Origin of the sequence: Brucella grignonensis (assembly GCF_002252505.1) — a bacterium.
Classification (GTDB): domain Bacteria; phylum Pseudomonadota; class Alphaproteobacteria; order Rhizobiales; family Rhizobiaceae; genus Brucella; species Brucella grignonensis.
Genome location: NZ_NNRL01000085.1, coordinates 1 through 13,112, shown reverse-complemented (window position 1 = coordinate 13,112; position 13,112 = coordinate 1). Strand labels below are relative to the sequence as shown.

Genomic DNA, 13,112 nt, shown 5'->3' with positions numbered 1-13,112 from the left:
ATTAGAAGTGACACGCCCGATACACCCTTTGTTAAAGCTCGCCCCCTATTTCCGCTCGCCCTCGGCATTGGTGTCGAGAGAAACGGAATGAGCATGACTACACACGACCCTTCATCACGTCATTTTCAGCGAAAAATTTCGGAATTCTGCGAGCTTCGTATCGCTCCGGTCGCATCCAGGCGCGTGTTTGAAAATATACGGCCTTATCTGGCCAGTTTGATTGTCTACCGAAAATCGCCACCGCTTCTGAACGGCCATATCGACTGGACGACTATCGGTCAGGCGTGTGGGATCGAAGCCGAGTTGACGGCAGAGCTAAAAAAGCAGCTCCGGCCTGCTCTGGATGCCATCATCCGATGGCTCGGCGCACCACCGGCAGCCGAAGAGCGACGGCCACCAAAGTCAAAGGCTCGCCCGACCAAAATCGCTCACGCCAAGAAAGCGGCTTCCGCATCCTCGACCGGAAAGGCGCAACGCGCGGCGACCGACGGCACCTTTGCCCGGTCCGCGTCGACACAGCGCGGCCCTGAACCAAAACCTATCAGCCCGTTCCCAGACGCACTATTTGAAGCGACTGAAGATCCGGTGAGCTTTCAGGACGCATTGATCTATCATATGCGGCGGTTCGGCGACACCTACTGGCAGCTCTATCGCGCCGTTGTTCATCTGAATGAGACCTTTGACAACAAGACGTTGCTATCCTGGATCCAGGGCGAGCGTGTTCCACGATCTGTAACGAGTTTCGACGTCTTGCGCCGAATCGAGCAACGCTACCGTCTTCCCGAGGGATATTTCAAAGAGAAACTGCCGCATCAGGCGCGCTCGCTTTATGGTCACGAGCTCGGAGATATCAGCCCGGCTGAGCGGCGCAGGATCTCGTTGCATCTGCCCGATGATTTCAGCAGCCTTCCCTTCACCAAACGTGAAGAAATCTTGGATTGGGTGCGCCGTGTGATAATTTCCGGATCGACCGAATATCGTCGATACCAGGCGGCGGCCAGCAAGCAACGCTATGCCATCCGCTTTCCTAGCGTCACATATGGTGGCAGTGCCCTGCCCTCTCGAACATTGGCCTCAATGGCCGGGGCTAATTCAAACCTCGCGGCAGATTTAGACGATCCAGATCTAGTGTCAGGCGTTGTCGACGCGCCGCCAAGGCTTGCAATGGAAATGGCTGACCTCATCCGTTTCAAAACCTCAACACTGACCGCGATTGGTTTCCAACGAAACGGCGTCTGGGGCGAGGAAACGGCCTCTCAGAAGATCGAGCACCTTGGGTTGATGTTCGGCGCACTAGCAGCTTCCCCAAGCAGCGTCGTGAAGGGCTGCGGCGTACCGCTTAGCCAGCTAAGCTTTGGCCTCCTCATCTTCCCTGGCGTCTGGGACTGGTATCTGCAGTGGCGGGAACAACGGCGTGGCTTTTACACCAAATGGGAAGAAGACATGCTGATGGTCGCCCAAGCCCTATCTCGCGCGGATGTCGGCTGGATCCGGCAACACCCGGAACTGCTTAATAATGTCAGGCCGATCGTGGGCTTGATTGAGCAGGAAGAAATCGACTTCGCGGCTCGCGACTGGCATGGCGCCTGCGATGCGTTTCATCGGCATGCGGCCAACAGATCCAAAGAAATTCAACGTGTCATGCGGGTTCACCGCGATCCCTTTGAACCGATCATGTGTGTACTTGAAGCGGACAGTCCATTAGCGGAATATCGCAAAATCACGGACGAGATCGTGAAACGTATGCCGGACGAGAACCGATATCCGCGACCGGCCGCCGAGGCCGTCAGAGCATTCCTGTTGCTTCGGCTTGGCCTGCACCTTGGGCTCAGACAAAAGAACCTTCGACAACTCCGTGTCTGCCCCCGTGGACACTATCCGACGTCAGAACGTCGGCTTGAGGACATGAAATGTGGTGAGCTACGTTGGAGTGATCGCGACCATGGCTGGGAGGTGCTTATCCCATCAGTCGCGTTCAAAAACGCTGGCTCCTCCTTCTTCGGACAGAAACCGTTTCGATTGGTACTGCCGGACCTACTCGATCTCTACGAATACCTCGATGCCTATATAGACCGCCATCGTGGTGTCCTCCTTGGAGGAGCCAAAGATCCCGGAACCCTGTTCGTAAAGACGGTGAAGACTACCAGCATTGATGCTGCTTACAATTCGACGACATTCTACGAGGCTTGGAGGACAGTCATTCAACGCTACGGAATTTACAACCCTTACACCGGACGGGGTGCAATCAAGGGCCTGCTGCCGCATGGACCGCATAACCTGCGGGACATTCTCGCGACGCATATTTTGAAGCAGACCGGATCCTACGAGTAGGCCAGCTACGCAATTCAGGATACGCCCGATGTCGTTCAGCAGCACTACGGTCGCTTTCTGCCGCAAGACAAAGCCGCACTGGCTGCCAAGATTCTCAATCAGGTTTGGGAAGCCGCGTAAGATCGAATGAGATGCTCGGATCAGATCCCCATACCATGTTGCATCTGGACCAAGCCTCCTCGTCTCGCTCTTGATGGGTTGTGAACCAGCGACCAATGCTATTAGAAATTTCCTGTGTAATAGATCCATTATGCAAGCCAAGCACTTGGTCGGGCTGGCATGACTGATTTCTGGTGGGAGCGGAATGTCAGCTAGCATTGTGACGCGGACATTAGGGACCCGCCTCCGTCAAATGAGAGCCCTACGTCATAGCGCCTGCAACTCTTTGAGCGGCGGCCGTCTCACGCGAAGGTCATTGTCGCGACCATACCGAAGCCGACGGTGATCTCGAGTCCACGAGACAGTTTGTCGAGCATCTGTTCATTACGGCTGAACAGCCGATCGAAGACCTTCCTGAAGGAAACGGCCGAGAGCGCGACGACAGACAGCGTCGCCGCAACGCCGCCCAGCATGAGGACGGCAAACAACAGTCCTGCCGCCGGCACCCCGCGCGCGGTTGCATAGGTCATGACGAACAGGGTCAGCGGACAAGGAATGAGACCGGCCACGAAACCAAAGCCTGCGCCCTCGCGGCGCGCATGGTTGTGGCTGCCGGCGCGCAAACCTCTCCAGATCATCCAGAGACCGATCAGACCGATGACACCCCGGCTCACATGCTCCAGAACTGGCGACGATCCTGGCCCGGAACCGCCGAACATGTAATCGATCAGCGGCAGGGAGAGAAGGACGATCAGGACCGAGATGGTGATATGCGTCGCCGCCAGGACGAGGGCGGTGAGCAGCGCGCTCCCCAGGCCTCCCTTTGAGCCCACGACATAGGTCGCCATCAGCAACTTGCTGTGGCCGGGCATCAGCGCATGGACAGCACCCAGCAGCAGACCCATGGGCAGGAAGGCAAGGAACGCGGCTGAGCCGCCACCGTTTGCAAAGGTGCTTATGTGCTCGCCGAATGCAAGATAGGTCTCTTTCTGATAGTCCAGGATCCAGGTCAGCATGGTCAGGCTACCTTAAGCGTCACCCAGGCCAGCACCAGATAGCGGCCGACCTTGGCGATGGTAACAAGCGTGAGGAATATCAGGAACGGAACCCGCAACACACCCGCGATGACGGTGATCGGATCGCCGATGATAGGAATCCAGCTTGCCAGCAGCGACCATTTTCCATAGCGGTGGTACCAGCCCTCAGCCCTGTCGAGCTTTTCCGCCGAAACAGGGAACCATCGACGGTCGCGATAGTGCTCAATCCCACGTCCGAGCATCCAGTTGACCACGGAGCCGAGCACATTGCCGAAGCTGGCAACACCAATCAGCGTGGCAAGCGGATATCGGTCGGCGAGGATCATCAGCGCAAGCACCGCTTCCGACTGTGCCGGCAGGATGGTGGCAGCCAGGAATGCAGCACTGAACAGGCCGACATAGGCTGCGAGGTCAGTGCTCACGCGGCCATTCCGGATGCAGGCGATCGATCATGAAGGCGTGGCTGTGCCGATTACCATGGCGGTGATGCCCCTCCATCAGATGCGGATCGTTCTCCGCCAGATCGTCATGGCTGTGCTCGACCTCCACTTCGTCAGAGGCCCGCCAGAGCCAGAATGCACAGATAAGGCCAAGCCCGGCGATAATGGCAAGAAGTATTGCCGTCAAAGGCAAGCCTATGGTCGCGCCGAGCCATCCGGCGAGCGGATAGGTCAGCAACCAGGCGGCATGCGACAAAGCGAAATGGGCGGCAAACAAGGCGGGCCGGTCCTCTGCATGGGCAGAGCGGCGCAACAATCTGCCGGATGGTGTCTGCACGATCGAGTAGCCCAGCCCCATTACCAACCAGATCGCCAGAAGCACGGTGTAGTTACTGACGAAGGCGGTCAGAACCAATCCGGCAATCAGGATCGCCGCTCCGGACAACATCACTGGCCTGTCGGCGATCCGATCCAGAAGCTTGGGCAAGGACAGGGCGGCGAGCATGGAGCCGCATCCGAAAGCGGCAAGCGCGAGAGCCGTGTCGGTCTGGGTGAGGCCAAGCTCCGCCTGGACGAAGACGACGGTGTTGACGATGACCATGGCGCCCGCTGCCGACACTGTCAGGCAAAGGGCAAGCAGGCCGCGCAGTCGGGGTGTCGCCAGGTAGAGGCGAAGACCGCGGGTCGTGCGCGCGTAGATGCTTCTGCGCTCCTTGGCAGGATGGTCTGGCAGCGCAACGGACACCACCAGTGCCGCAGAAACCAGAAATCCCACGACGGTGCCAGCAAACAACGAATGGAAAGAAATGACCGTCAGCAGAGCCGCTGCCAGCATCGGGCTGACGAGGCTCTCCAGATCGTAGGCGAGCCTCGAAAGTGATAGGGCGCGGGTATAATCCTTTTCATCCGGCAAAACGTCCGGGATGGTCGCCTGGAAGGCCGGGGTAAAGGCGGCTGAGGCCGACTGAAGCACGAAGATCAGCACATAGACCTGCCAGATCTCGGTGACGAAGGGCAGACACAGCGCCACGACCGCTCGCACCAGATCGAGGCTGACCAGCATGGCACGGCGCGGCAGGACTTCGGCGAATGCGCCGGCGATCGGTGCCACCGTGACATAGGCGATCATCTTGATTGCAAGTGCGGTTCCCAGCACCGCGCCCGCCCGGTCTCCGGCAAGGTCATAGGCCAGCAATCCGAGCGCCACGGTTGCAAGGCCCGTTCCCACCAGCGCGATCACCTGCGCCAGGAACAGATGCCGATAGGTGCGATTGGCCAGAACGTCCAGCATGGCGGCTTCCTTACAGATATTTGGTGATCGCCTTGAACTCATCGATCGATTTGCGTTGCTGGAGATCCAGCGCGCCGACCGTCTCATCGAGGCAGTGATCGAGATGATCCTGGATCAGCGTACGTTTGGCGTTTTCGACCGCCTTCTCCACCGCGTGAAGCTGCTGGGCAATGTCGAGGCAAGGCTTGCCTGCTTCGATCATGGCGATCACGCTTTTCAGATGACCTTCAGCACGCTTGAGGCGCTTGACGATGTCGGGATGGGAACCGTGTCGATGCTCTGTCATAGGTCAAGTTCCTATCCCCCTGGAGGGGATATTTCAACGCGTTTTCTTGTTTTCGTAACCAATGGCGGGTATCTCCTTGTGCATGCTGCTTCGAAAAGGACGAAGATTCGGAACTGGGTTCACGGCCGTGCTGGCCTGCATCGCCATGCTCGTCTTCGCCTTTGTACCAGCCGGAACCCACGCGCTCAGCCTGCATTCCCCGGCATTTGCCGTCACCGATGACGGGCATTCCCACGATCACGGCGATCATTCGCATGATGACGATCTGGATTTTGCTGTCGACAGTGCGGACGCGCCCGATCATCACCACGCCGACCATACCCACGAAAAGGCGGGACTGGTCACTGTAGCAGGTGACGTTTTGCGCAACACCTTCCAGACGAACTATGCCCTAGTTGAGGACAAGTTCGATGGCGGCCCCCCCTACGGCATAGACCGACCTCCGCGTTCCGTGAACCACGTCTGATCCACGCCGCATTCTGCGGTAGGTTCACCTCGTTTACGGATATCATTCATGAATACACCTCTTCCCGGAGGCGTGTGGCACGGGCATTTCACCCGGCACATCGCCACCACACTGGCGCTTGCCGCACTGTCGCTGCTGTTGCTTGTCAGCACGGCCGCAGCTCATGCCGTCGCCGAGGGCGACAAAGGCTACATCCAGGAGATCACAGGCGTTCACCTGATCCCCTTCGTCTATCTGGGCGCAAAACACATGGTCACCGGTTATGACCATCTGCTGTTCCTGTTCGGCGTGATCTTCTTCCTCTACAGGCTGAAGCACATTGCCATCTATGTGAGCCTCTTTGCCGTCGGTCATTCGACAACGATGCTGCTCGGCGTCTATTTCGGCTGGAATGTCAGCGCCTATCTGATCGATGCCATTATCGGGCTCTCGGTCGTCTACAAGGCGCTGGACAATCTCGGTGCCTTCCAGCGATGGCTGGGTTTCCAGCCGAACACCAAGATTGCCACGCTGATCTTCGGCTTCTTCCATGGTCTCGGTCTCGCGACCAAGATCCTGGAATACGAGATTGCCGCCGATGGCCTCATCCCCAACCTGCTCGCCTTCAATGTCGGCGTCGAGATCGGCCAGCTCATCGCGCTCGCCATTATCCTGATCGCCATGAGCTACTGGCGCAAGACCTCCGGTTTCCTGCGCCATGCCTACACCGCCAATGTGCTGATGATGACCGCCGGCTGGCTGCTGTTTGGCATGCAGATGACCGGCTACTTCGTTTCCTGAACCAACAAGGATAAATCAAATGTTCAATTCTCAAGCTCCCAATCCTGACGACCTGCCGTCCTCTAAGCAGCTCGTCAAATCGACCGTGATCTCAGTCGTCGCGGCCGCTGCCCTTCTCGTCACCGTCGTGATGCCATCCGAATACGGGATCGATCCGACTGGTGTCGGCTCTGTCATGGGCCTCACCGAAATGGTGAGATCAAGACGCAACTCGCCGAAGAGGCCGAACTCGATCGGCAGAACAGTATTACTACCCCGACACCCGTGCAGACCACCCCGCAGCAAGGGTCGAGCATCCTTGACCGGATTATCCGCGAGTTCGGCGTTTCGGCGGCCTATGCCCAGGATGCCATGCGGACGGACGAGATGTCGGTGACACTCCAGCCCGGAGAGGCAACCGAGATCAAGCTGACCATGGTGAAGGGCGCAAAGGCCACATATGTGTGGACGACCGTGGGTGGCGGCGTGAACTACGACATGCATGCCGATGGAAACAGTGGCGAAACCACGAGCTACAAGAAGGGTCGCGCCGAGCCCACGGACTCCGGCGAGATGGAAGCGGCCTTCGACGGGAAACACGGATGGTTCTGGCGCAACCGGACCGGTGGTGCCGTGACGATCACCCTGAAAACCAACGGCGCCTATTCCGACATCAAACGCGTGATGTAACTGCAAAGGCCGGCGGATCCTCTCCGCCGGCCTTTCACATTCTTGCTGTGGCCAAACGGAGCTGTTAGCGCATGCCAGCCAGTGTCCATGCCATGCCAAGCACGGCAGAGCCGAGCAGCACCGTCATTACCGACATTTTCAGCCGGAAGATCGCAAAGATCGTCAGTAGTGTCAGCGTGAGCGATGCCCAGTCGAGCGAAGACAGGACAGGCAGTTCGATCGATAGCGGCCCGGCGCGAACGACACGCACTTCAGAGAAAAGAACGTGTAGCCCGAACCAGATGGCAAGGTTCAGGATCACGCCGACAACAGCAGCCGTGATCGCCGCCATGCCGCCGGAGATGGCTGCATTTCCCCGCAGCCTGTCGATGAAGGGCGCGCCGAGGAAGATCCAGAGGAAGCAGGGCACGAAGGTCACCCAGGTCGCGAGTACGGCGCCAATGGTCGCTGCCTGAAGAGGCCCGAGACCGCCCGCATCTCGGTAAGCACCCATGAAGCCGACGAACTGCAGCACCATGATCAGCGGGCCCGGTGTCGTTTCGGCCATGCCGAGCCCGTCGAGCATTTCGCCGGGCCGCAGCCATTGATAGTTCTGCACTGCCTCCTGTGCCACGTAAGCCAGCACCGCATAGGCCCCGCCGAAGGTGACAACGGCCATCTTGCTGAAGAAGACACCGATCTGGGTGAAGACGTTGCCCGGGCCGAGGGTGACGTAGAGCAGCGCGACAGGCGCAAGCCACAGAACGAGAAGGATCACGGATACCCGAAGGGACCATTGCAGATTTGGTCTCGCATGTGCTGGCATGCCTTCACCAAGAGCAGAGTCTGCGTCAGACAGAATTTTGCCACCCGCAGACTTGTGACCACCGGACGCGACAAACAGGGAGGAACCGGCTCTCGTGCCGACATAGCCGACAAAACCCGCTGCCAGGATGATCAGGGGAAAGGGTACCTGAAAGGCAAAGATGGCGATGAAGGCGGTCGCAGCGATCGCGACCATGGCCGGTCCTTTCAAGGCACGACTTCCGATGCGAATGACGGCCTGGAGCACGATGGCCAGCACCGCTGCCTTCAACCCGAAGAACAGGCCAGCGACAGCGGTGACATCGCCGTAGAGAACATAGATGTAGCTGAGCGCCAGGATCGACAGGAAGCCGGGCAGAATGAAAAGGATGCCGGCGACAAGACCGCCAGCGGTGCGATGCAGCAGCCAGCCGAGATAGACCGCGAGCTGCTGTGCTTCGGGGCCGGGCAACAGCATGCAATAGTTGAGCGCATGCAGGAAACGGCCTTCGCCGACCCACTTCTTCTCGTCGACGACGATCCGATGCATCACCGCTATCTGTCCGGCAGGTCCACCGAAGCTCAGCGCCGCCACCCGCAGCCAGACCTTGAAGGCCTCCATAAATGAAATGCCATGCTCCGCGGACCCGCGTTGCGGTTCTGTTGATACCACCGTGTCGGACATCTCAATCACCCTTCTTTCCAGCGGGCCAGTCGTGGGTTTCTGATGTCGCATCGCGGCACCAGCGGTAAAACGCATCGTAGAGCGTCATTCCGGCCTCAAGCTGTTGAAGGTCGTCGTTGAACATGCGCGACAGTCCGAGTGATGCGGCGAGCAGGCCCGCCACCTCGGGTGCGAGATCAGGCCGGGCCGTATCGGCACCACGCACGATCGTGCCAAGGCGCAGGAGAGGTGGCGTCGAGAGACCGAACTCCTCGATCATCACATCGAAGGTGCACAGCTCGCCCCGGTGGCTCCAGAAGACATCGTCGACATCGAATGGCGTTGCGCGGAAGCGATCGGCCACGGCGGATACTTCGCCTGGCGCGACGAACAGGAAGACCGCACCCGGATCGATGAAACGCCGGATCAGCCATGGACAGGCAATGCGGTCGATCTTCGGTCGCGATCGTGTCACCCAGACGGTTCGCCCTTGCGCGTCGCGTTCGGGCAATTGACTGGCGGGGACCAGAGGGAAACCTGCGGATACCCATGCCTCGATGCCGTTCTCGAGGACTTCGGCAGACGTGCCCTGCGTGCGCAGATAGGCCGCCACGCCATGGCTAAGCTTCTTGCCTTTCTGGCAGATGGTGACAGCCGTCTGCCCCATGAATTGTCCTGACCATGTTGCGACCTGATCGTAAGGGCGGCGCAGCGAGCCGGGGATCAGTCGCGGATCGGCCTGGAAGTCTTCTTCGGTGCGCACGTCGATGAGCACCGGGGCACTGGGTGTACCGATCAGACGGTTCAGTTTTTCGGGGGAAATTTCGAGAAATGACGTCATGATGCGTCCTCCGTTAGCCGGGTTGATGGACGCGATTCTCTAGCATGACGCCTCGTGGGGTGATCGCGACCCCATGCGGCATCATTTACAGCAGATGTCTCGGCTGTCAAATCGCAAGCCGCGCCCCGCTATCACAATCATTGAGTTGATGGGGATCGAACTTTCGGTTCCAGTTGTTTCGGCTAAGCCTTTGGTCTGCAAGACTGCTACAGCAACTGGGCGGCGAAAGTTATTATGGAACAAAGAGAAATTACACCATTCGGCGTTCGCGAAAGAAGGTAGCTCTCACACCACACAACCTGAAAACTCGCCCTGGAGCCCGACGACATGAAAATGTCCGGCATCAGTCATCCTCTACGAACACCTGATCGCGCTTGGAACGTATCGACGGTAGGAGCGCCAGGATTACGCAGACCAGACCCAGGCCGAGCAGCGATGCAGCGATCGGGTTTGTGACGAACACCGTCGCGTCGCCGCGGGAGATGATCATCGCCCGCCGGAGATGCTCCTCGAGCAGCGGCCCCAGAACGAATCCCAGCAGAAGGGGTGCCGGTTCGCAGCCCACACGGATCAGAACGTAGCCAAGTATGCCCGAGACGATGATTGCATAGACGTCGAAGGGGTTGTTGTTGATGGAATAACATCCGATCGAGGCAAAGATGACGATGGCCGGAAACAGCATGCGGTAGGGAATGGTCAGCATCTTCACCCACAGCCCGATCAGCGGCAGGTTGAGGATCACCAGCAACAGGTTACCGATCCACATCGATGCGATGATGCCCCAGAACAGCGCCGGCTGGCTGGTAATGACGTCCGGCCCCGGCGTGATCCCCTGCAGGATAAAGGCGCCAACAATGAGTGCCATGACTGGATGGGCCGGAATGCCGAGGGTAAGCAGCGGAATGAAGGACGTCTGCGCCGCAGCGTTGTTGGCGCTTTCGGGTCCCGCCACGCCTTCGATCGCGCCATGGCCAAATTCGGCCGGATTTTTCGACAGGTTCTTCTCGACCGAATAGCTGGCAAAGGACGCCAATACGTGACCGCCGCCCGGCAATACGCCGAGAAGCGAGCCAAGCGCCGTTCCCCGCAATACAGGGCCGATAATCCGCCGGAAATCGTCTTTCGTCAGCCAAAGGTTCGTGACGTGTTTCACTCCGATTTCGCGCGTGTGCTCGTTCTGAAGGTTGCGGAAGATTTCGGAGACCCCGAATATTCCAACAGCAATCGAAACAAAGTTGATCCCCTGCGACAATTCCAGGCGACCCAACGTGAAGCGCTCCTCGCCCGTATAGATGTCCTGGCCCACCGTCCCAAGCAGCAAGCCGATGACGATCATGCCCAGCGCCTTCAGGACGGAACCGTGAGCGAGTGAGATCGAAACGAGCAGCCCGAGAACGATCAGGGCAAAATATTCCGGCGCGCCAAATTCGAGCGCGATGGAGGCAAGCGGCGGAGCCGCGATCGCCAACAGCATAGTTGCCACGCATCCTGCGAAGAAGGATCCGAGCGCCGCGGTTGCCAATGCCTGGCCGGCACGCCCCTTTCGGGCCATCTGAAAGCCATCGATCGCTGTGACAGCGGAAGAACTTTCCCCCGGCAGGTTGATGAGGATTGCTGTTGTGGACCCACCATACTGGGCGCCGTAGTAGATGCCCGAAAGCATGATCAGGGACGTAACCGGGGAGAATGTAAACGTGATCGGCAGAAGCATCGCGATCGTCGCTGTCGGCCCGATGCCGGGCAATACGCCAACGAGCGTGCCGAGCAGTACGCCAACGAAACACCAGACGATGTTTATCGGCGTGGGAGCCGTTTCGAAGCCAAGGGCAAGATTCGAGATCAGATCCATCATGGTGAGCACCTCATAGTCCGAAAACCGGCCCGAATGTCGGAATGGCAACTGCCAGACCGACCTTGAAGACCAGATAGCAAAGAGTGGCGATGACGGCGGCCATCATAGCCGCCGATACCAGCGAATTTCGGCGGGACGCGAGTGCCGTCATGAACGTGCACAGCAGGACGACGGGTACGAGCCCAAGATCGCGGGCTCCGGCTGCAAAGATGGCAAGTGCCAGACAGATAAGGACGAGCCCGCGCCAGGGTACGGAACCATCGGTCGGCTCCGGCTCACTGCGCAAGCCATCAAGGCCGATGACGACGCCTAGTGCACCCAATACGAAAGCGAGCACCACCGGGAAAAAGCCCGGGCCCATCTGGGTCGCGGTCCCGAACTCATATCTTAGACCCTGCACAGCGAACGAGGCCGCGATGGCGATGAAGATGCCACCGGCAATCAGGTTTTTCCGGGTGTACTTTTCGAGTGTTGCCATGGTCTCCTCCCCTCTGGCGTCCCCTGACGGTCCTCCCGTTCAGATGATATTCGATCCAGCGATTGCGTTGCATACGGCTTCGGTGACTTGCCTGGTGTTGGCGGTGCCGCCGACATCGGGGGTCAGGATGCCCGCTTCGGTCACGCGCTCGACGGCGCTCATCAGCCGTGCGGCGGCGTCGCGTTCGCCGAGATGCTCGAGCATCTGCGCGGCAGTCCAGAAAGTGGCGATCGGGTTGGCGATACCCTTGCCGGTAATGTCGAAGGCAGATCCGTGGATCGGCTCAAACATTGATGGGAAACGGCGCTCCGGGTCGATGTTGGCCGTCGGCGCAACACCGAGGCTGCCAGCGAGAGCACCAGCCAGATCCGACAGGATGTCGGCATGCAGATTGGTCGCCACGATCGTATCCAGCGTCTCAGGCTTCAGCGTCATGCGCACCGTCATCGCATCAACCAGCATCTTGTCCCAGGTGACGTCCGGGAACTCCGTCGAAACCTCTGCTGCGATCTCGTCCCACATAACCATCCCATGGCGCTGGGCGTTCGACTTGGTGACGACAGTCAGCAGTTTGCGCGGGCGCGCCTGGGCCAGCTTGAAGGCGTAGCGCATAATGCGGGTCACGCCGACGCGGGTGAAGATCGCCACTTCCGTTCCAACTTCTTCCGGAAGGCCCCTATGGGCGCGGCCGCCATGGCCGGAATACTCGCCTTCGGAATTCTCCCGCACGATGACCCAGTCGAGATCGCCTGGACCGCAATTGCGCAAGGGCGGCGTGATGCCGGGCAGGATCTTCGTCGGGCGCACATTGGCGTATTGGTCGAACCCCTGGCAGATCGGCAGGCGCAGGCCCCAGAGCGTGATATGGTCGGGAACGTCAGGGGCGCCGACCGCACCGAAGAAGATCGCATCGAACTTCTTCAGCTTGTCCAACCCGTCGGCCGGCATCATCACGCCGTGCTTCTTGTAATAGTCCGAACCCCAGTCGAAGATTTCGGTATGGATCTTGAAGTCACCGCTGCGCTGTTCCAGCGCCTCCAGAACCTGAAGACCCGCAGCTATAACCTCAGGACCAATCCCATCCGCAGGGATCGC

12 protein-coding genes and 1 pseudogene are annotated in these 13,112 nt (G+C 59.2%); 4 read left to right on the top strand and 9 right to left on the bottom strand.

Annotated features, from left to right (window positions below):
- Positions 1 to 87: 87 nt before the first annotated feature.
- Positions 88 to 2,451, top strand: a pseudogene (locus CEV33_RS01110) (hypothetical protein).
- A 281-nt stretch (positions 2,452 to 2,732) separates the two neighbouring features.
- On the opposite strand, the gene CEV33_RS01105 reads toward CEV33_RS01110, so the two are convergent.
- The 4 genes from CEV33_RS01105 to CEV33_RS01090 are packed head-to-tail and all read right to left on the bottom strand — an operon-like array spanning position 2,733 to position 5,484.
- Complete coding sequence (locus CEV33_RS01105) at positions 2,733 to 3,446, bottom strand: sulfite exporter TauE/SafE family protein (protein WP_046802335.1); 714 nt, start codon at positions 3,444 to 3,446, stop codon at positions 2,733 to 2,735.
- A 2-nt stretch (positions 3,447 to 3,448) separates the two neighbouring features.
- Positions 3,449 to 3,889 (bottom strand): YqaA family protein, encoded by a 441-nt coding sequence (locus CEV33_RS01100; protein WP_046802336.1) that lies wholly within the window; start codon positions 3,887 to 3,889, stop codon positions 3,449 to 3,451.
- Positions 3,879 to 5,198 carry an MFS transporter gene (locus CEV33_RS01095; protein ID WP_046802337.1) on the bottom strand — a complete coding sequence of 440 codons (1,320 nt, stop codon included), beginning with the start codon at positions 5,196 to 5,198 and terminating at the stop codon, positions 3,879 to 3,881. Before CEV33_RS01095 ends, CEV33_RS01100 begins: the two co-directional genes overlap by 11 nt.
- 10 nt (positions 5,199 to 5,208) lie before the next feature.
- The gene (locus CEV33_RS01090; RefSeq protein WP_046802338.1) at positions 5,209 to 5,484 is read right to left on the bottom strand and encodes a metal-sensing transcriptional repressor; all 276 of its coding nucleotides are present in this window, start codon (positions 5,482 to 5,484) and stop codon (positions 5,209 to 5,211) included.
- Positions 5,485 to 5,611: 127 nt separating this feature from the next.
- On the opposite strand from CEV33_RS01090, the gene CEV33_RS01085 reads away from it, so the two are divergent.
- From CEV33_RS01085 to CEV33_RS24655, 3 genes are all read left to right on the top strand, one after another.
- Positions 5,612 to 5,950 (top strand): hypothetical protein, encoded by a 339-nt coding sequence (locus tag CEV33_RS01085; RefSeq protein ID WP_052760290.1) that lies wholly within the window; start codon positions 5,612 to 5,614, stop codon positions 5,948 to 5,950.
- Between the two features lie 48 nt (positions 5,951 to 5,998).
- Positions 5,999 to 6,730 (top strand): HupE/UreJ family protein, encoded by a 732-nt coding sequence (locus CEV33_RS01080; RefSeq protein ID WP_235818330.1) that lies wholly within the window; start codon positions 5,999 to 6,001, stop codon positions 6,728 to 6,730.
- Positions 6,731 to 6,994: 264 nt separating this feature from the next.
- Positions 6,995 to 7,399 carry a hypothetical protein gene (locus CEV33_RS24655; protein WP_328588541.1) on the top strand — a complete coding sequence of 135 codons (405 nt, stop codon included), beginning with the start codon at positions 6,995 to 6,997 and terminating at the stop codon, positions 7,397 to 7,399.
- Positions 7,400 to 7,463: 64 nt separating this feature from the next.
- Here the strand turns inward: CEV33_RS24655 and chrA are convergent, their stop codons facing one another.
- From chrA to CEV33_RS01050, 5 genes are all read right to left on the bottom strand, one after another.
- Positions 7,464 to 8,867 (bottom strand): chromate efflux transporter, encoded by a 1,404-nt coding sequence (gene chrA, locus CEV33_RS01070; protein WP_046802340.1) that lies wholly within the window; start codon positions 8,865 to 8,867, stop codon positions 7,464 to 7,466.
- Position 8,868: 1 nt separating this feature from the next.
- Positions 8,869 to 9,687, bottom strand: a complete 819-nt coding sequence (locus CEV33_RS01065; protein ID WP_046802341.1) for a chromate resistance protein ChrB domain-containing protein — start codon at positions 9,685 to 9,687, stop codon at positions 8,869 to 8,871.
- Positions 9,688 to 10,030: 343 nt separating this feature from the next.
- Positions 10,031 to 11,536, bottom strand: a complete 1,506-nt coding sequence (locus CEV33_RS01060) for a tripartite tricarboxylate transporter permease (RefSeq protein ID WP_046802386.1) — start codon at positions 11,534 to 11,536, stop codon at positions 10,031 to 10,033.
- Between the two features lie 13 nt (positions 11,537 to 11,549).
- A complete protein-coding gene (locus CEV33_RS01055; protein ID WP_046802342.1) occupies positions 11,550 to 12,017 on the bottom strand; it encodes a tripartite tricarboxylate transporter TctB family protein in 468 nt (155 codons plus the stop codon).
- Positions 12,018 to 12,056: 39 nt separating this feature from the next.
- Positions 12,057 to 13,112: tartrate dehydrogenase (locus CEV33_RS01050; protein ID WP_141211536.1), on the bottom strand; the 1,056-nt coding region annotated here is incomplete at its 5' end.